22 protein-coding genes and 1 other annotated feature are annotated in these 17,926 nt (G+C 45.2%); of the genes, 13 read left to right on the top strand and 9 right to left on the bottom strand.

Annotated features, from left to right (window positions below):
* Positions 1-52: 52 nt before the first annotated feature.
* The 3 genes from NFU07_RS10840 (at position 53) to NFU07_RS10830 (ending at position 1,504) form a co-directional block, all read left to right on the top strand.
* Positions 53-586 carry a TraR/DksA C4-type zinc finger protein gene (locus NFU07_RS10840; protein WP_251477961.1) on the top strand — a complete coding sequence of 178 codons (534 nt, stop codon included), beginning with the start codon at positions 53-55 and terminating at the stop codon, positions 584-586.
* Positions 587-689: 103 nt separating this feature from the next.
* Positions 690-1,037 (top strand): nuclear transport factor 2 family protein, encoded by a 348-nt coding sequence (locus tag NFU07_RS10835; RefSeq protein ID WP_251477958.1) that lies wholly within the window; start codon positions 690-692, stop codon positions 1,035-1,037.
* 68 nt (positions 1,038-1,105) lie between these two features.
* A complete protein-coding gene (locus tag NFU07_RS10830) occupies positions 1,106-1,504 on the top strand; it encodes a thiol-disulfide oxidoreductase DCC family protein (RefSeq protein WP_251477954.1) in 399 nt (132 codons plus the stop codon).
* 557 nt (positions 1,505-2,061) lie between these two features.
* On the opposite strand, the gene NFU07_RS10825 is transcribed toward NFU07_RS10830, so the two are convergent.
* Positions 2,062-3,273: a DUF3238 domain-containing protein gene (locus tag NFU07_RS10825; RefSeq protein WP_251477952.1), complete on the bottom strand. Its 1,212-nt coding sequence runs from the start codon at positions 3,271-3,273 to the stop codon at positions 2,062-2,064.
* A 178-nt stretch (positions 3,274-3,451) separates the two neighbouring features.
* Between NFU07_RS10825 and NFU07_RS10820 the strand changes: the two genes are divergently transcribed.
* Positions 3,452-4,330 carry an STAS domain-containing protein gene (locus tag NFU07_RS10820; protein ID WP_251477949.1) on the top strand — a complete coding sequence of 293 codons (879 nt, stop codon included), beginning with the start codon at positions 3,452-3,454 and terminating at the stop codon, positions 4,328-4,330.
* Positions 4,331-4,345: 15 nt separating this feature from the next.
* On the opposite strand, the gene NFU07_RS10815 is transcribed toward NFU07_RS10820, so the two are convergent.
* Positions 4,346-4,849 carry a metallophosphoesterase family protein gene (locus NFU07_RS10815; protein ID WP_235197935.1) on the bottom strand — a complete coding sequence of 168 codons (504 nt, stop codon included), beginning with the start codon at positions 4,847-4,849 and terminating at the stop codon, positions 4,346-4,348.
* 155 nt (positions 4,850-5,004) lie between these two features.
* On the opposite strand from NFU07_RS10815, the gene NFU07_RS10810 reads away from it, so the two are divergent.
* The 4 genes from NFU07_RS10810 (at position 5,005) to NFU07_RS10795 (ending at position 7,411) form a co-directional block, all read left to right on the top strand.
* Positions 5,005-5,280 carry a hypothetical protein gene (locus NFU07_RS10810; protein WP_235197936.1) on the top strand — a complete coding sequence of 92 codons (276 nt, stop codon included), beginning with the start codon at positions 5,005-5,007 and terminating at the stop codon, positions 5,278-5,280.
* Positions 5,281-5,407: 127 nt separating this feature from the next.
* Complete coding sequence (locus tag NFU07_RS10805; protein WP_251477946.1) at positions 5,408-5,938, top strand: dihydrofolate reductase family protein; 531 nt, start codon at positions 5,408-5,410, stop codon at positions 5,936-5,938.
* Between the two features lie 296 nt (positions 5,939-6,234).
* Positions 6,235-6,858, top strand: a complete 624-nt coding sequence (locus NFU07_RS10800; RefSeq protein WP_251477943.1) for a cell wall hydrolase — start codon at positions 6,235-6,237, stop codon at positions 6,856-6,858.
* Between the two features lie 118 nt (positions 6,859-6,976).
* The gene (locus NFU07_RS10795; RefSeq protein WP_251477940.1) at positions 6,977-7,411 is read left to right on the top strand and encodes a DUF2269 family protein; all 435 of its coding nucleotides are present in this window, start codon (positions 6,977-6,979) and stop codon (positions 7,409-7,411) included.
* A 48-nt stretch (positions 7,412-7,459) separates the two neighbouring features.
* Here NFU07_RS10795 and NFU07_RS10790 read toward each other — a convergent pair whose 3' ends face one another.
* From NFU07_RS10790 to NFU07_RS10780, 3 genes are read right to left on the bottom strand one after another with little or no spacing between them, the layout of a single operon-like run.
* A complete protein-coding gene (locus tag NFU07_RS10790) occupies positions 7,460-8,269 on the bottom strand; it encodes a carbohydrate ABC transporter permease (RefSeq protein WP_251477938.1) in 810 nt (269 codons plus the stop codon).
* 18 nt (positions 8,270-8,287) lie between these two features.
* Complete coding sequence (locus NFU07_RS10785; RefSeq protein ID WP_251477937.1) at positions 8,288-9,163, bottom strand: carbohydrate ABC transporter permease; 876 nt, start codon at positions 9,161-9,163, stop codon at positions 8,288-8,290.
* Between the two features lie 4 nt (positions 9,164-9,167).
* Positions 9,168-10,433 (bottom strand): ABC transporter substrate-binding protein, encoded by a 1,266-nt coding sequence (locus NFU07_RS10780; protein ID WP_251477935.1) that lies wholly within the window; start codon positions 10,431-10,433, stop codon positions 9,168-9,170.
* 211 nt (positions 10,434-10,644) lie between these two features.
* Positions 10,645-10,855: a binding site (T-box leader), on the top strand.
* A gap of 75 nt (positions 10,856-10,930) precedes the next feature.
* On the opposite strand from NFU07_RS10780, the gene trpE reads away from it, so the two are divergent.
* Together trpE and NFU07_RS10770 are read left to right on the top strand one after the other, a co-directional pair.
* Positions 10,931-12,271, top strand: coding sequence for an anthranilate synthase component I (gene trpE, locus NFU07_RS10775; RefSeq protein ID WP_251477933.1), 1,341 nt, complete (start codon positions 10,931-10,933; stop codon positions 12,269-12,271).
* A complete protein-coding gene (locus NFU07_RS10770) occupies positions 12,268-12,858 on the top strand; it encodes an anthranilate synthase component II (protein ID WP_251477931.1) in 591 nt (196 codons plus the stop codon). The genes trpE and NFU07_RS10770 overlap by 4 nt, the downstream gene beginning before the upstream one ends.
* Before the next feature lie 59 nt (positions 12,859-12,917).
* On the opposite strand, the gene NFU07_RS10765 is transcribed toward NFU07_RS10770, so the two are convergent.
* Positions 12,918-13,772, bottom strand: a complete 855-nt coding sequence (locus NFU07_RS10765) for a dimethylarginine dimethylaminohydrolase family protein (RefSeq protein ID WP_251477929.1) — start codon at positions 13,770-13,772, stop codon at positions 12,918-12,920.
* Between the two features lie 144 nt (positions 13,773-13,916).
* Between NFU07_RS10765 and NFU07_RS10760 the strand changes: the two genes are divergently transcribed.
* Positions 13,917-14,333 (top strand): GNAT family N-acetyltransferase, encoded by a 417-nt coding sequence (locus tag NFU07_RS10760; RefSeq protein ID WP_251477926.1) that lies wholly within the window; start codon positions 13,917-13,919, stop codon positions 14,331-14,333.
* Positions 14,334-14,493: 160 nt separating this feature from the next.
* On the opposite strand, the gene NFU07_RS10755 is transcribed toward NFU07_RS10760, so the two are convergent.
* Positions 14,494-14,871, bottom strand: a complete 378-nt coding sequence (locus tag NFU07_RS10755; protein WP_397443725.1) for a nucleotide excision repair endonuclease — start codon at positions 14,869-14,871, stop codon at positions 14,494-14,496.
* Between the two features lie 92 nt (positions 14,872-14,963).
* Positions 14,964-15,611 carry an SDR family oxidoreductase gene (locus NFU07_RS10750; protein ID WP_251477923.1) on the bottom strand — a complete coding sequence of 216 codons (648 nt, stop codon included), beginning with the start codon at positions 15,609-15,611 and terminating at the stop codon, positions 14,964-14,966.
* Between the two features lie 130 nt (positions 15,612-15,741).
* Here NFU07_RS10750 and NFU07_RS10745 point away from each other — a divergent pair, with 130 nt between their 5' ends.
* Positions 15,742-16,020, top strand: coding sequence for a DUF6509 family protein (locus NFU07_RS10745; RefSeq protein WP_251477920.1), 279 nt, complete (start codon positions 15,742-15,744; stop codon positions 16,018-16,020).
* A 48-nt stretch (positions 16,021-16,068) separates the two neighbouring features.
* Here NFU07_RS10745 and NFU07_RS10740 read toward each other — a convergent pair whose 3' ends face one another.
* Entirely contained in the window at positions 16,069-16,797 is a 729-nt protein-coding gene (locus NFU07_RS10740; RefSeq protein ID WP_251477917.1) for a SurA N-terminal domain-containing protein, read from the bottom strand.
* A 143-nt stretch (positions 16,798-16,940) separates the two neighbouring features.
* Between NFU07_RS10740 and NFU07_RS10735 the strand changes: the two genes are divergently transcribed.
* Positions 16,941-17,837 (top strand): DMT family transporter, encoded by an 897-nt coding sequence (locus tag NFU07_RS10735; protein WP_251477914.1) that lies wholly within the window; start codon positions 16,941-16,943, stop codon positions 17,835-17,837.
* The last annotated feature ends 89 nt before the right edge of the window (positions 17,838-17,926 follow it).

The following is a 17,926-nucleotide window of genomic DNA, read 5'->3' as shown; positions in this document are numbered from 1 at the left end:
TCTCCTAAAAAGGAAATATACAAAACAAGCAAGCTTTTGAGGAGGAACCAAGATGACGGATCAACAATTAAAGGGATTAAAAGAACAATTGATCGAACAAAAGAGTTCTTTAGAAGATCGTGTTGAACATACTGAAGAATTTGATACGACAGAGCTGTCAAATTACGATAACCATCCGGCAGATAATGCCACCGACTTGTTCGACCAGGAACGCGGAATGGCGCTTAACCAATTCAAAGAAGATGAATTGGATGATGTCAACGCGGCGTTAGCGGCAATCGAAGAAGGAACTTATGGAAAATGCACCGTTTGCGGAAAAGACATTCCGTATGAACGGCTCGAAGCATTGCCGACAGCTTTGACATGCATCGACCATGCCGACCAAAACCCGGATTTAACCACGCGTCCACCGGAAGAGGATGTGCTCCAAGGCGCTACTGGCCAGCCGGTCGAGAAAGAAGACGGCCGCCTGCGCGACTACACGGATTCCTTTGAAGACGTAGAAGACTACGGTTCTTCAGATGGGCCGCAGGATCAGCCTGGAAAAGATGAAGACATGAAAGAATTTTACGAAGACGAAAAATAAAGGTCGGCCTCTGCTTCTTGCAGAGGCTTTTTGCGTTGAGAATATATTGACGCTCCTGCATTTATTCCCTAGAGTAAAAAGAAATACAGGAGGGGGAAACGGCATGAAGGAGTTGGAACAGGAGATTTATAAGCTGGAGTGCAGCCATATCCATCCGGACGTCCGCGTTTCTAGAGAGAAACTGGGAGATGTGCTGGATGATGAATTTTACGAAATCGGCAGTTCGGGAAAAATTTGGAGAAGGGCGGATTACGACGGCGATCATGCACTCACTCCTGACGAGATGGAAATTTCCGATTTTCTTCTGCATCCACTCGGCGAAGAAGCGGTATTGACCACTTATCAGATCTGGAATAAAACCAGCGGAAAAAAATCCTTGCGCAGTTCCGTATGGAAAAAGCGGGCTTCTGGCTGGAAACTCTTCTTTCACCAAGGCACGCTTTCCGAATGAGTCGTGTTTGAGCGAAGCAAAAAGAGGTTATTTAAGTATTAACATGTTTTTGCAAAGGAGGGATTTAGATGGATCATGCCGTAGTGTTATTTGACGGAGATTGTAATTTCTGTGACTCAAGCGTTCAATTCATCATACAGCACGACCCAGCCGGCTATTACCAGTTTGCGTCACTTCAAAGCGACGTCGGAATGGAGCTGCGCAAAAAATATGGCGTGCCGGACGATGTAGACAGCTTAGTGCTGATCAAAGACGGAGAGGCTTACGTTAAGTCGGAAGGGGCCTTAATGATTTCCCGCCATTTAACGGGTTTGTGGAAATTAGCATACTATCTAAAGCCGTTTCCTCGCGCTGTGCGTGACGGCGCTTACGATGTGTTTGCTAAAAACCGCTATAAGGTTTTTGGAAAGCTCAACAGCTGTATGCTGCCGCCGCCTCACATCCGCAAACGCTTTTTGGATAAATAAAACAAGCTGGATGCTAAATGCATCCAGCTTTTTGATTTGTGGAAAGGGCTAAGGTTAAAATGGCCGCTTCCGCTTTTCTTTGTCCAGCTGCAAGAGCCAGCTTCTCGGGTCTTAAGTCAGCCCGCTGCGGCGGCAACAGCCTCCTCGCGTTCTGCCTCAAGCCTGTCGAAGCTATCCGGCTCTTTCCGCTTTTCTAATGTCCAGTTCCGTCGCCTAGCCGCTCGAGGTCGCTTCAGCCTTATCAGCAATGGCAGAGAACGCCATTACCGCTAAGGCTTCCAGCGCTTGTCGCGGCTACATAGGCGACTGCACTTTTCTTACTGTCCAGACTCCAGCGGCCAACCACTCGGGGTCATAAGCCCACTCAGCTGTGCGGCAAAGAGCGCCGCTTCGCTGAGCGGGCTTATGCCTGTCGTGGCTAAACGGCCGCTTCCGCTTTTCTTTGTCCAGCTGCAAGAGCCAGCTTCTCGGGTCTTAAGTCAGCCCGCTGCGGCGGCAACAGCCTCCTCGCGTTCTGCCTTAAGCCTGTCGAAGCTACCCGGCTCTTTCCGCTTTTCTTACTCAAAGTTTGATATTCTCCAATATTGGCTGGCGATGGAGCGGGACATCCAGGCGAGGCCTTTGCTTTCGGCTTCGTGGATTTGGAACCAGTCGTCCATTTTATCGTTTTTCAAGTAAACTTCGTGGTTAGGTGCTTGGTCGTGCAGGCCGACGATGTCGTATTGGCCGTTGCGGTAAAACGTTGCCGATACGTCATAGTCGATATTCGGCGACGTCGTTAAAGGGTTGCCGACGCTATGCGTTAAGGAGATGTTGACATTCCGGTCGTCTTCTTTCACTTTCTCCACCTGTACTTCAGTAGAAGAAGCGACGTCTGCTTTCCGGAATTTTTTCCGCCAGTCATAGGCGATGCTGACGCCTACGTCTTTTTTGAATTCAATGCGGGATTCTTCATCTCGCAGCTCGAGCGTGAAATTCACTTGGGTCCGGTAATCTTTTGCTTCCGCATCGAATCCCCGCCCGTCTCCGCCAAAATAGCGGTTGGGCGATAGCAAGTTAGGGTTCTGCAGAAGATCGTCGGGAAGGAAAGTCGTGTAGCGGAAATCCCATTTGCGATTTTGGTCAGAAACATCGGTTTTTGGCGAGTCCCCTAAAAGTTTATCGAGTGATGCCAGTTTTTTCGTTACCCAAAACTCTTCCATCGCTGCTTTATCTTGAGAAGATTTGATGTTGATAAACCCGAAGATGTTGGCCAGGAATGATTTCTCTTCACTGAAATCGGTTTCGGATCGTTCGAGCGGACGCTTTGCACGAATCCAATAGGTGTAGGCTTGGTCTTTCTCAATATCCCGATCCGTATATTGTCTTTTCTTGATTGTATCTATCAGTTCGCCGTCGCGGTAAATTTCGTATGAATCCACGCCTTCGATGCCTCCCCAGGCCAGTGCAATTTTTGAAGGGGTGACAATGGTGGTAAAGGCCCGTTGCTGGAGGAGATTGACAATGTCTTCCGAATGATTTTCTGTGCTGGTCTGCATTTTAATTCGCTCGGCTTTATTGCCTGAGCTGTCTAGGCGATCAATCGTATACGTATACATTTCACCCGGTTCCAGGTTTTCATCTGTGAAGCTATGCTTTGTTCCTTCGTAAATTACGTTGGCGTCTCTTTTGACGACACAGGTATCGCCCGTTTCGGTCCATTCAAAGTAAATGCTTGTATCGGTTTGCTTCAATAAATCGATTTCCAGGTGCGTATTTGCCTTATTCATTCGTCTGCCTCCTTCAAGTGGGTTTGGTAAACTATACCCGAATCCCGAATTTCCTGAACATTACTAGGAAGCAAGATGGAGCCGGCTTGTACATTTGCAAAGCCCTTGAACAAATAGTATGTTAAAGAAAGAGTGTTGGCAGTGATTTACAACAGAAGAAGCGCAAGGAGGGCGAAGAATGTCTTTAAATGAAACCCAAGCATCTAGAAGTTTTCGGAATTTCGAAGAAGCGGCAGATCATATCTTAGCGTTGTTGAGTATGCAATTGGATATCAATACCTTATTCATTGCCAAAAACGACGGCCGAAGAAATGAAATCGTTCGAGCGGTCAATGCAAAAGAAACATTGGTCGAAGAAGGCCATTCATCTCCTCTGAATCAAACCTTTTGCAGTTTAAGCATCAATCACGGGAAAGATGCGCTGATCATTGAAGACATTTCTGCAGATCCTCTTTCGAATGAGCTCGAAATTGCTTCGCGTTTTGGACGCGGATCATTTGTGGGAATTCCTGTTTATTATGAAAATGGGGAAGTGTATGGCACCATCTGTGGCCTTGACACCGAGTCCTTTGAATTCACGGAAGAAAATCAGCGGCTCTTCGAAATGATGTCCTCGCTCCTGACTTATGTCCTCGAACTTGAAAAAGCGAATGAACAGATTCAATTTCTTTCATCTCCTCTTGTTCCTGTTACGAAAGGCGTGGCAATTTTACCGATTATCGGTGATATTACGGCTAAACGTGCGCAGTTTATCTTAAATGATGTATTAGTCAAATGCAGCGACCAAAATCTCGATTATTTGGTCATCGACGTTTCAGGGGTTTCGCAAATCAATTCGGTGGTCGGGGAATACTTGCTGAAGCTTGTCAGCATGTTAAAACTGATTGGCATTGCTCCAGTATTGACAGGAATCCAACCATATATGGCTTTAAAAGTTCCGCATTTCGCGGAAAGTTTAAAAGGCATCCTGATTGAAGCGAATCTTGAAACGGCTTTAAAGCAGCTCGGATTTGTACTGATGAAAGAATGTGAAGGAAAAACGGACCGGCGCGGGTAGCGGCGGTCCGTTTCTTTATCCTTCTTCTTTATCAAAAAATAGATGTTTGAGTTCCCAGCTATCGCCAATTTCAAGGAGGCCAAATGAGTATTGAGATTCGCGCCGCTTGTCAGTAGGGGAACCGGGATTAAATAAGGTCACGCCTTCAACTTCGCGCCTGATCGGTGTGTGGGAATGGCCGAAAACAATTATATCGACATTCTCACCTTCGAAAGCCTCAAAGGCTCGCTGCTCGGTTGTTTTCCGGATGCCGTCTCCATGCACGACACCGATTCTTAAATCGCCGAATGTGAGGATCTTTTTCTTGCCGAAGCGGTCTAGAATCTCCCAGGGATCGACATTTCCGGTGACGCCATCTGTTTCGGCGTAGGCCGCCAATTCATAGTACACGTCTAAAGTTTGCCAATCGCCTGCATGGATGATGAAATCTGCAGTTTGGCATTCATCAACCAACTTCTGCGGCAGTTTTTTTGAGCGGTTTGGAATATGCGTATCGGAAACAATGACAATCTTTTGCACTTGCACCCCTCCGTCATTTCAAGATACTTAAACTGTATCAGAGAAATGGGAAGCCGTCTAAGCTAATCCGGTTTGTCGCCAAACTGAAATGATTAACTTTTCAAGGAAAAGGGAACATAGCTTTATAAGCAAATACGGTTCTTGGAGGAATGGCAATGGCTAATAAAACATTTGTCTATACAGGAATGGCGGTAGCCAGCGGAATTCTATTGCTCACTGCATACAACAAAAACAAGAAAAAGAAAGTCTGGGTCTTCGAAGACAACGATATGCGAAATAGCGTAGAAGTCGACCGTGAAGAAAGCGTAAACGCTCCTTATGATGAAGCGGAAATCGGATTGACGAAATTGGATTCAGCTTATCGTTCGGAATGGCAAGCGAATGGCTTTCCTCAAACGCATAAAGGAATGAAAGAACTCGAAGATTCTTGATAGCCATGAAGCGCTGGGATGAAAATCCTCGGCGCTATTTTTTATGCTTAGTTAACTTCCGGATAGGCAGCATCGTGATATAGTGAATGAAACGCAGCAAGTGATCAAACTTGGAAGAGGTGAAAAAATGGGCGAGCAAAGAAAGGTTGTCTGTTATATAGCCGAGAGCTTGGATGGCTATATAGCGACCGAAGACGATTCGTTGGACTGGCTTTTCAAAGTCGAAATGGATGGAGACGCCGGCTATGCTGAATTCATGGAAACGGTTGATACGGTCGTAATGGGAAGGCGCACCTATGAGTGGGTGATGGAAATGGAAAAAGGAAAGTTTCCATATGAAGACAAAGAATGCTATGTGTTTTCGACTAGATCGACTGAAAACAGTGAACACGCTATTTTTACTAACGAAGACATCCCGAGTTTTGTCGAACGGCTTCGAAAACGCCAAGGAAAAAATATTTGGGTAATCGGAGGCAGCTTATTGATTGAAGCTTTTCTGCGGGAAGATTTGATAGACGAATTCATAATTTCAATCGCACCCGCCTTAATTGGCAAGGGCATCCCACTGTTCCAAAAACTTGATAAGGAAATTGAATACGAGCTGAAGTCGGTCAAACAATCCGGACAATTTGCACAGCTGCATTTGATTCGGAAATAACCATTCAAAAGGGCTTGCGAAAGCCCTTTTTTCTTTTATGTCGCTATGGAGAATAGAGAGTGCCTGCAGGATTAGATTGCTCATTTTTGAATCTTTTATCCTTTAAGGACATGAGCATAAATTCATAAAGTTTATCGAAAAAACCTTTCTTTCTTCAATAAAAATCAAACAGACGCGACTTTTGAACTTTTCTTTCCGATAAAGAAAGTAGGTCTGATGGATATGATTCACCCCACTCGAACTCTATACTGGGATAAGGAACACTCAATGGTTCCGGAATAGAAGGGAGAGAAAGCATGAAAATCATTAAAACATTCACTTTTGTCTTGTTTACTGTATTCTTTCTAAGTTTTTCTCAAACAGAAGCAGAAGCTCATTCTGGAGATCTGCAATTAGGCTCTACGGGGCAGCAAGTAACCGAATTGCAGACATTATTGAAGAAGCTCGATTATTTCCATGTAGATCCCACAGGCTATTACGGCCCGATAACTGAAAAAGCGGTGAGTCGTTTCCAGCGCGATTTCAATATTCCTTCAACGGGCTATACAGGTCCTTTGACGCAAAACAAAATCGATCAAGTTAAAATGATGGCGCGTACGGTGCATGGAGAAGCACGGGGCGAAAGCTATAAAGGGCAAGTAGCCGTTGCAGCAGTTATTTTAAACCGCATCGATTCAGCCCATTTCCCAAACAGTACATACAATGTCATTTTCCAGCGCAACGCCTTTACGGCTGTAAATGACGGCCAGTATTGGCTGAACCCGAATTCTTCCGCTTACCGAGCTGTGAGAGACGCGATGCAAGGAGCCGATCCGACAGGCGGGGCGACGTATTACTATAATCCTGCAGGTGTAACGGATACGTGGATTTTCACTCGCGACGTCGTTACGAAAATTGGCAAACATTATTTCGCCAACTGATTAAATGCAAGTTAGATAGAAAAGGAGTGGCGCAGATGATCTGCGGCCGCTCCTTTTTTAAATTATTCCGGTAGCCTATAATAAAGAAAGAACGAAAAAAAGGACGTTGAAATGATTTATGCTATATACATTGATTTTATTCGCGCATATCATGAGCGCTATTTTATCCATCGGGCCGTTTTTTGTACTGATCCCTTTGCTGAAACGAATGGAAGGGGTGGCGGAAAACGTGTTGGAAGCGCAAATTCAAACATTTAAATCTGCGATCCGGCTTGTTAAACACGCAGGGCACGTATTGGTAGCTTCGGGTGTGCTGATGATTTGGCTCGGCTATTGGCCATGGTCCACTTCATGGATTGTCATGACCTTAGCTATCATGTTCGCTTCGGTATTTTTCCTTGCGCGGGCTTTCAAGCCGACTTTAAAAAAATTCGAATCGCCTGGCGCTGACCGTAAAAACTTGATCGAGAAATTGAACCGTTCTGTCTGGATCTACATTTTCCTCTTGCTCGTGATGCTTTGGCTCATGGTCGCAAAACCGCAGCTTTGGTAATGAGAAAGGCCGGTGCCCAAAACGGGTACCGGCCTTTCTTCGATATATTTATCCTTTTACCGCGCCCGCTGTCATGCCGGCGACGAAATAGCGCTGCAAGAAAACGTAGGCAACGACCATCGGCGCGGATGCAATGACGACACCGGTGAACAGCATCGGATAGTTAGTGGCATATTGCCCTCTGAACTCCAATAAAGCGAGCGGCAAAGTTTTATAAGCGTTGTCCGTGATGAACAGCAACGGATAAAGCAAGTCGTTCCAATGCATCACGAAAAGAAAAATAGCGGTTGCCGAAAGAGAAGGCAGGGACAAGGGAATGGCGACTTTCGTGAACATCTTCCAATTGCCCGCGCCGTCGATTGTCGAAGCTTCGAACAATTCTTTTGGCAAAGTTTTCATGAATCCGGTCAGGATGAAAACAGCGATCGGCAAGGTAGAAGAGATGTTGACCAAAATTAGTCCAACTAAACTATTGGTAAGCCCGATATTCAGCACGAGCGAGTAAAGCGGCACCATGATCACTTGGGCCGGCACCATCATGCCGAGCGTAAACAAGGCGAAAAGAATATTGCCTAGCCAATTGCTGAGCCGTGTAATGCCGAAGGCGATCATAGCGGCAAACAATAAGGTCAGGGAAACCGAGAACAAAGTGACGACGGTACTGTTCATAAAATAACCGGCCATGGTCTGTTCTTGGAAAATAGCGACGTAATTATCGAACTTAATGCCGCCTTCAGGAAAGCCAAGCGGGTTTGCAAAAGTTTCCTGAAGCGTTTTAACAGAAGTCAGCAAGACCATGACTAGCGGAATTAGGATTAGCAAAGCATAAACGAATAGGGAAAACCTTTTAAAAAACAAGCTGTCGTCCTCCTTTCTTCAGTAAGAAACCCGATCCGATCGCAATGCTTTAAATTGCAGGAACGTGATAAAGGCGATAATAATCATAAAGATCACGGAAATCGAACTCGCGTAACCGAATTGATAGCTTCTAAAAGCGACTTCATAAATATAAGTCGCAATGATTTCAGTCGAGTTATTCGGTCCGCCGCCAGTCATGGCAAAGACCAGGTCGAATGCTTTAAACGATTGGATGGTCGTATAAGCGACGACAATCGTAGCAGAAGGAGCAAGCAATGGCCACGTGACGCTTCGGAAAGTCTGCCATTTGCTGGCGCCTTCGATTTTTGCCACTTCGTACATTTCCTGCGGGATCGCTTGCAAGCCGGCAACGAAAACGATGAGCATCTGGCCCGCGTGAAACCAAATCTGGGTGATGGCCAATGAGTAGATGGCGATATTCGCATTGCCGAGCCAGTTTTGTGCAAGGAAATCGAGTCCCACTAATTCAAGCAGCTGATTTAAAATCCCAAGGGAAGGATCATAAATGAATGACCAGATAAATGCTACCGAAACTGATGATAAGATCGTCGGGAAAAAGTACAACGCGCGAAGAAATACAGTAGTCTTCGTATTTTTCAAAACAATCATCGCAAAAGCGAGGGCCACGATCGTTTGAAAAATAACAACAACCAACATGAATTTCAAGTTGTTGCCGACGGTTTTCCAGAAAATCGAGTCTCCGGTAAGTGCTCTTTCAAAATTATTGAATCCGACAAATTGAAACGCTTCACTGAAGCCATCCCAATCTGTAAACGAGTAGAAGAGGGCGCTAACAGTCGGATATAGAAAGAAAATGCTATAAAGGATCAATCCTGGGATAAAAAATAAATAAATGGTTTTCGAAGTTTTCATGACATCATTCCCTGTTTTCGTCTACGATTTTCTGGGCAGCTTCTGCCGCTGCCATTGGATCTTCACCGCCGAGTACGTTTTCAATTGAACTCAACACCGCATCTTCGATTTGTGCGTTGGTGATTAAGAAGCGCGGCTGGAACCGTGTTTTCTTTTCGTCAATCCAGTAAGCAGTATTTTTCAATTCCTCTGATTCGTAATTCACGTCTGTAACTGTTAAATGCTGGCCTGTACCGTTCGCATATTTTGAAGCGATTTCAGGCTCGCTGAGAAAATCGATGAATTTCTTCGCTTGTTCCTGTTTTTCAGACTTGCTGTTGACCGCAAGCATGAAAGTAGCGGTATTGATGCCTTCATACACGGCTTCGCTTTCTTCAACTGTAATTGGGGCAAGCAGATCCAATTGCAAATCCGGATTTAAACCCATGATCGAAGCCATATGATAAGAACCTGTCGCGATCATGGCAGCTTCCTCATTTGCTACCATTGCCATAGCGGAATCAGCATTCGTTCCTAATGCATTCTCTTGGATATAGCCTTTTTGCTCAAGCAATTGGAAGTCTTCCAAAGTCTTGACCCACCATTCGTTTGTCAAAGACTCTTCTCCGCTTTGCAATTTTGCAAAGACGTCTTCATCTAAGGCGTTATTCATCATCATGCTGTTCATGAATTGGTTAGGGCCAATATCTGCACCTGGGAAAGCGATCGGCGTGATGCCATTTTCAAGAAGTGTATCGGCCATTTCTTGAAACTCAGTCCAACTCTTTGGTACCTCTAATCCTAATTCTTCAAACATGCCTTTATTGTAGACCGGAATATTAAATACGAGCTGGTAAGGAAGCGCCATTTGTTTGCCGTCTTTCTGCCCGACAGAAATTAAATTTTCATCAAATTTCGAAACAAACTCTTCTTCTGTCAAGTCGGCAAAAATGCCTGCTTTTTGCAAGGATTCAAATTGGGCTCCTGGGAAAGAAGTGAATACATCGCCTGTAGAACCTTCTTGCAGCATGCGCTGTGCAGTAGCTTGGTACTGGTCGGAAGGATAAATGTTCATTTCAACAGCAATGTCGGGGTTGGCTGCTTCAAACTCGGCAATAATCTCATCGAGTACAGCTTTGTCTTCATTGCGCCAATGCATGAAACTGATGGTCGTCTTATCGCCGGAACCTTCTCCGCTGCTGTCACTTCCGCCGCTCTCACCTGCACAGCCGGTTAAAATCAACAGTAAAGTCAACATTCCTGCTAATAAAGAGAAAGATTTCTTCTTCATTTGTATAGCCTCCCTTGTTATAGGTTATCGTGCTTAATAATAGTTATACCGTAAATTTATTGATTAATACAGAATTATCCGATAGAAAGAACAGTGGATGGTTGACATTGAAGTAGGAATTGAATAAGATAGGAGCAACCTTTTTGTACGGATGATGGCAGAAGGTGCCGGGAGCGGCATCGCCAAAGTACAGTTGAGCTGAGAATAGCAGAGCAAATCGATGAATAAGAAGAGTAGCGCGTGATCTCCACTCAAAGAGAGCCAGTGGCAGGTGGAAACTGGTGTGGAACGGGCGTGAATGGACTTATGAGTGATTCCTTGAAATCGGAGTAGAGGAATCCGTTGCCCCGCGTTACAGGGGATCAAGTGAAAGCTGGATCAGCTTTAACATGAGGTGGCACCGCGGTTGAACCGTCCTCTGCAGGGATTTTATTTCCTGTAGGGGTTTTTTTATGGTTTAAATGCGCTGTCTTTTAACTTAGAGGAGATGAGCAGAGATGAAAACTAAGAAAATTGATGGTGATTCCCTGACACCGATCATGGTGTTCAACCGGTTGAAAGGGCCAAGAAAATGCCTGCTTGAAAGTTCGTTGAAAACGAGCCTTACGGGCCGCTATTCGTTTATCGGAGCAGACCCTTCCAAAACATTTATCGGGCATGGAGAAAAACTGGAAGAGCAGGATTTTAGAACGGGAAAAGTCATTCACCATACAGGGAAGCCGCTTGAACTATTAAAGTCCCTCCTTCCAGTTCACGATGCGGAATTGGAAGGCATCCCGTTTACAGGAGGAGCTCTCGGCTATATCGGCTACGATGCCATTCAAGCGTATGAGCCAATTGAGGCAGCCAAGGAAAACAGTTTGGCGATGCCGGATATCCATCTGCATTTATACGAAACGATCATCGTTTTTGACCACGTGAAAAATGATGTCACCATTATTTCGTTCGAAGACAAGCTTGGTGAAGTGGAACAGCAATTGCGCGTACCTGAAAAAGGAGAGGAAAGGGAAAGCCAAGACCCTTTGGATTTTGCATCGAAAACGGATGCAGCTGCATTCCGTGCGCAAGTGGCGCAAGCGAAAGAGCATATCCGAAAAGGCGACGTTTTTCAATTGGTCCTATCGCAGCGTTTGTCGGCTTCCTATACAGGCAGTGCCTTCGACTTGTACCGGAAATTGCGCAAACAAAATCCGTCACCGTATCAATTCTATATCGACTTTGAGGACTATGCGGTAGTGGGGGCCTCTCCTGAAAGCTTGTTGACCATCCGCGGCGGCCATATGGTGACCAATCCAATCGCTGGCACAAGAAAGCGCGGGCGGACAGAAGAGGAAGACCAGATGCTTGCTGAAGAGCTGGCAAATGATGAAAAGGAGCGCGCGGAACATCAGATGCTGGTCGATCTCAGCCGCAATGATGTCGGCAGGGTAGCTGCAATCGGTTCAGTGAAGATTCCAAAATACATGGCGATTGAAAAATACCAGCACGTGATGCATCTCGTTTCAGAAGTGACCGGCAACTTGAATACAGCGATGCACCCTCTAGATGCTTTGGTGTCATGCCTGCCTGCTGGGACGGTTTCCGGAGCTCCGAAAGTGCGCGCCATGCAATTGATCCAGCAGTACGAAGAAGAGCGCCGCGGTGTATACGGAGGGGCTATCGGCTATATCGGCTATAATGGCAATTTGGATGTGGCGCTTGCCATCCGGACATTTGTCGTCAAGGATCAGTTTGTCCATGTCCAAGCGGGTGCCGGCATCGTCTATGATTCGGATCTGCAAGCCGAGTACGAAGAGACATTGCATAAAGCACGTTCACTGACGGAGGTGTTCGGATGATTTTATTGATCGATCATTATGATTCATTCACTTATAACATTTATCAGGCGGCAGCAGAACTGGGAAAAGAAATTAAAGTGGTCCGCTACGGTGTGATGACGGTAGATGAAATTGTTGCGCTCCAGCCGGAAGCCATCATCTTATCTCCCGGTCCGGGGCATCCGGAAGAGTTGCCGGAATCCCTGCAGTTGATTGAAGCTGTCTATCAATCCATTCCAGTGCTTGGAATTTGCTTAGGACACCAATTGATCGGCACTGCATTTGGCGGAAAGGTCGTTCAAGCACCGGAGATTCGGCATGGCAAAGTTTCAATGGTCAGCCACAAACAGCAAGGAGCCTTTGCAGGACTCTCCACGCCTTTGCCGGTCATGCGCTATCATTCGCTTGCGATTGAAGAGAGTTCGTTGCCGGATTGTTTTCAAGTCCAGGCAGTGGCAGAAGATGACGGCACAATCATGGCAGTAAAGCATCGGGATTATCCGGTCTTTGGCTTTCAGTTCCATCCTGAATCGATCGGGACGCCTGAAGGGAATCGATTGATAGAAGGATTTTTAATGGCTGCAGAAAAGCAGGCGGCTTTAAAATGAAAAAGGAAATCCCCGGTTTTACTAGGGATTTCCTTTTTTGATCAAACGATTGTAAAATTTTATTTTCTTGTGATGGGCATCGTACAGCAGCGGAAAGCGCCGCCGGATTTGATGATTTCAGAAAAATCGATTTCAATGACTTCAAAGCCATGGGCTTTTAGCTGTCGATTAACGTCTTCGTTTTGCGGTTGGCTGAATACGCGTCTGTTGCCGATTGATAATACATTCGTACCGAGCGCAAATTGTTCTTTGGCATTGACCGGAAGGAGCGTATAGCGTTCTGCTAACATTTCTACAGTTTCTGTATCCAATGCTTCCTCAAAAATCAATGCTTCGGTCGGAGAAAGGATGTTGAATACGCAATCCAAATGCAGGTATTTATCATTAAAAGAAATCGGAATGACGTTAAAATTCGGAAGCTTCTCTTGCAATTCGCGAACGGCATTTTTTGAAGTCCGGCTGCTGATGCCGATGTAGAGGGTATCGCCGTCGATGATGACATCGCCGCCTTCTACCCGGTTGCTGCCGAGGGTTTTTGAACGAATCTGCTCAGCGTCAAGCCAATCTTGCAAGACGCATTCTTCTCCTTGGCGGATGGAAGAAGCCATTTCACCGATAAACACTGTATCGCCTACTGTAAAGCCGATGTCGCGGGTGAAGACTTGTTCGGGGTATTCCTCAGAAGGATCGAGCAATACGGTTTCCACTCCTTGAGCCTTTAAAGCTTCGACAAATTTTTGATGCTGCTCCATCGCAATCGCTACATCAATATTTTCTTCTTGATATCGCTTTTGGACATCATTGATGACTTCTTTTATTTCCATATAGTTGGGCGGGCAAAGCAAGACAAAACGCAAAGGGTCGTATTCACTTCTGCACCAAGCCGACGGAATTTCTTTTGCATAAGATGACATAAAGGTTCCTCCAAAAAACGTAGTTAGTAGTTTACTATTCCCTCTATCAAATGCGGTTAAAACCTGGAAAAGGCGTGCAAGCAGCGAAGCTGGATGCGAAAATAAGGAAGAAAGTGCATAAAAATAAGTTGGGGGAGATACGGGATGAAGATTGTGCAGCAGGAAATAAAAGAGGACCGTGATTTTATACGCGGCAAAGTCATTGAACACAATATGGCCAATGTGCCGGACGAAATCAAATCGCCGATAGACGAAGTAAGTTTTATCGCACGCGATGACAGCGATGAAATCATTGGGGGAATTACTGGAACCGGATTTTGGCGCCATATGCACATCGATTTTTTGTGGGTTGATGAAAATGCGCGAGGACAGGGAATTGCGGAACAATTGATGGGGCAGATGGAACAATACGCGCGCCAGGCAGGCTGCCATTTAATGGTCGTAGATACATTTAGTTTTCAGGCACCGGGCTTTTACAAAAAACAGGGATTCGTTGAATTTGGCGTGCTTGAAAATCATCCGCCTGGCCATAGCCGCCATTATTTTGAAAAGCGGCTTTAGGGAATAACAAAAGAAGCGCGTAACGCATGGAAATTTTTCAGGGTGCATATAAATTCATTTATGAATCCTGTGAAATTTATTTTTAAAAATGTATAATCGTCGCGTAAATACGGAAAAAGAAAAGCCCGCAGAATGAATTCATTCTGCGGGCTTTTTCGAATCAGTCTTTGTAGAAGACTTTATCAACGTTGTATTTTGCTTGAAGCGCATTGATCAAATACGTTTCGTAAATCTCGCGTTCCATCGGATCTTCCACGATGGAAACAGTGATGCGGTAGACTTCATCACGGTGATTTTTCAAAGGCGATACATTGTCTTCGAAATGTTTTTTCACACGCTGGCGAAGTTTGCGGGCTTTGCCGACAAACAGCAATTCGCCGCTATGGTTGAAGAACTGAATAATGCCGCCTTTATCACGCGGAATTTCATGCAAATCAATAAAACCATACAATGGCTTTATGATGGCTTCATCTCCAGTTACTTCTTGTTTGCGCTGTGTAATTGTCACATCCGCTTTTGGGGGTTGAATATTAATCATAATTATCACGTCCTCTATTATCGTATGGCTTATCGTACCATAAATAGGAGCGAAAATCTATCCGCCCTTAATTCACGCACTAAGACAGACGATTACAGGGAATCCAATTCAGAAGCTGTCGTATTGCCGCCTTGCAGCACTTCAAAAGTTTTATGGTAAGTGTTTGGACGGTCTAATACCGTCACTAAAACACTCGCTACATCAGCGCGCGGAATGGAACGGCCTTCCATGGAAGTAAAGCCGGAACTTGACACTTCGATGCTGCCGGTTTTATCTTCATCCGATAAAGCACCAGGGCGGACGATCGTATAATCCAAATTCGTCGATTTTAGGATTTCATCCGCTGCTCGCTTAGCAACAAGGTATGGCTTCATTTCTTCGCCGCCGGCATCCGGATCGTTCGTACCCATCGAACTCAACTGAACAAAGCGTTTTACGCCATTTTCTTCTGCATATTTAGCCGCTTTGGCGGAGCCCCATAAGTCGATCGTCAAAGTTTTGTCCGGACCGGTCGAACCGCCAGATCCTGCAGCGAAAATGACTGCGTCCACTTCGCTGAAAGCATCACTGAAATCTTTTTCCAAATCAGCGAGAACCACTTTTTGTGCACCCAATTCTTTCAAATGGTCCACCTGTTCTTCTTTGCGCACCATTGCCACAGCTTCATGTTCGGATGCTGAAAGTTCTTTTACGATATTTCGTCCAACTTGTCCATTTGCACCAATTACTAATACTTTCATCTAATATTCCACTCCTTTATTTGTTTCGGTTTTATCTGTATTCCCGTTGCCGTTCGATTTAAACAGATGTACGAAAGGCTACCCAAATGCCTGTATAAAGGCTAGAATAAAGGGACGGAGGTGTTATGACATGGAAATTACGAATTACAGCATTTCTCAGATAAAAGACCCGACAGGCATCATTGAAGGCGAGCGCTACGAGTTCTTGCTTGATGTAGAAGTTGACGAAGACGATGAGTTGTATACAGAAGGCGGCTTGGAACTTCGCGTCATTTTCGCAGTCGAAGGGGAAGAGACGCGCATTGCCTTTTACAATTTTATAGACAAATTGAGCCGGAATGCGTTGGAATTCGCTCTTGAAGAAGACGAAGAAGCGGAAGTTCTCGCTTACTGCCAAGGAAAACTATAAAATCAAAAACCCCCAGCTAGCACAGAAATGCTAGCTGGGGGTTTTAATTTAAATTTTCACGTCAATTTTAGCTGCCGCTTTCAATTCTTCAATGCGGTCATAAACAGCTTGCTGTGTGTTTTGCTGTTCAAGCGATTGGCGGATGGTCGGCTCCATCTCTTCGTAAGCTGGAGCTTCTTGTTCAGATGACGAAGCGAAGCCATCATATGCTTCTTTCACTTCTTCGTCAGTCACTTCTTTTGCTTTTACTTCTTCCGCTACATATTGCTCGTAGACGATTTGGTCACGGAGCTGGCCTTCCATATCATCCAAAGTGAATCCGGTTCTTTCCAAAGCTTCGTTCATCGCTTTTTCATCTTCGAATTGGCCTTTCAATGATTCAAGACGCTCTTCAACAGCGGCATCTTCCGCTTTATAGCCTTTTTCTTCCGCATCCTGCAAAATCAGTTTATTGCCGACGATCACAGTAATCGCCTGTTCTTTCACCAATTCCGCATTTTCCGGTTCGGATGCTTTTTTGCCGTCTGCTGCCAAAGTGCTTTCCAACTGGCGTGCGACACTATTATAGACATTTCCTAAAATCTCTTCTTCATTAACAACGACTACGACGTCTTCTTCAGCAGGCAGCTCCAATTCTGTCGGCTGCTCTTCCGTGGTCTCTTCCGCTGATTTTGCAGCTTCGTCCTCTTTTGGCTGTGTCTCTTCATTATCTGAGCAAGCTCCCAATGTTAACAATAAAAGAAAAGGGGCTAATGCAAATTTCATTTTTTTGATCATCTGAAAATCTCCTCTATGTTTGTCTCGTTACAGTAAAACACATTTGTACGCTGGACACAAATAGTACCCTTGCCTCGTGCCAATAATGCCATTATTCTGTACAATAAACTATTATAGACAATCTTACTATCGGGGGCTGTATGATGGCAAAATATTGGAACCGGGCAACTGCACTTCTCGTTCTGCTGGTTTTTATCTGGGGAATCAGCTGGTCCATTTATAAAGCAGCGCTCGATTTTACGCCGCCGATCCTTTTTGCGGGGGCCCGCTCGCTGATTGGCGGGCTGTTATTGGCACTTGTCTTGCTGCCGGTTTGGAAACGCATCAAGTGGCGGGAAAATTGGCCGGCCTATACCATTTCGGCTTTATTGAATGCGGTTCTTTTTTACGGGCTGCAAACAGCAGGCCTCAATTACTTGCCAGGCGGATTGTTTTCGGTCCTTGTCTATTTTCAACCGGTTCTGATCGGCATCTTCGCCTGGCTTTGGCTGGGCGAGAAAATGACGGTTTTTAAAATAACCGGACTGTTTTTAGGCTTCCTTGGCATTTTGGTTATCAGTGCAGACAGTTTATCTGGAACTTTATCGGTAACCGGGATTGTCTTAGGGCTGCTTGCTGCTCTTAGTTGGGCCTTGGGTGTCATTTATGTGAAAAAAGTCAGTTTGCGCATTGATTCGATGTGGATGGTTGCTTTGCAATTCATCATCGGCGGCATCATTTTAATCGCAGCTGGAAGCTTCACAGAAAACTGGACAGAGATTACATGGAATGCCACTTACCTTTTTGGCCTTGGATTCGGTTCCACATTCGGCATCCCAATCGCCTTCGTTATTTATTTCCACTTGATGAATAATGGGGAAGCAAGCAAAGTAGCGGCGTTCACTTTTTTAGTCCCGCTGATTGCGGTTTTAACCGGGACCGTCTTTATGCATGAACCGGTAACCGCAACTTTAGTCATCGGCTTATTATTGATTGTTTTAAGCATCTATTTGGTCAACCGCCAAAAACCAGCGATTAAGCCGCTGATTTCCTCGGATTAAGTAGAATCGAGTAGCCAAGCAGCGTTGAATTGTATGTCTTAAATGGTATGATTATAAATACATTAAAATAAAAATACATAATACTGTTG

The organism is Planococcus sp. NCCP-2050, assembly GCF_023708025.1.
In the GTDB taxonomy this organism is placed as follows: domain Bacteria; phylum Bacillota; class Bacilli; order Bacillales_A; family Planococcaceae; genus Planococcus.
This window is presented reverse-complemented; position numbering and strand designations above follow the sequence as displayed.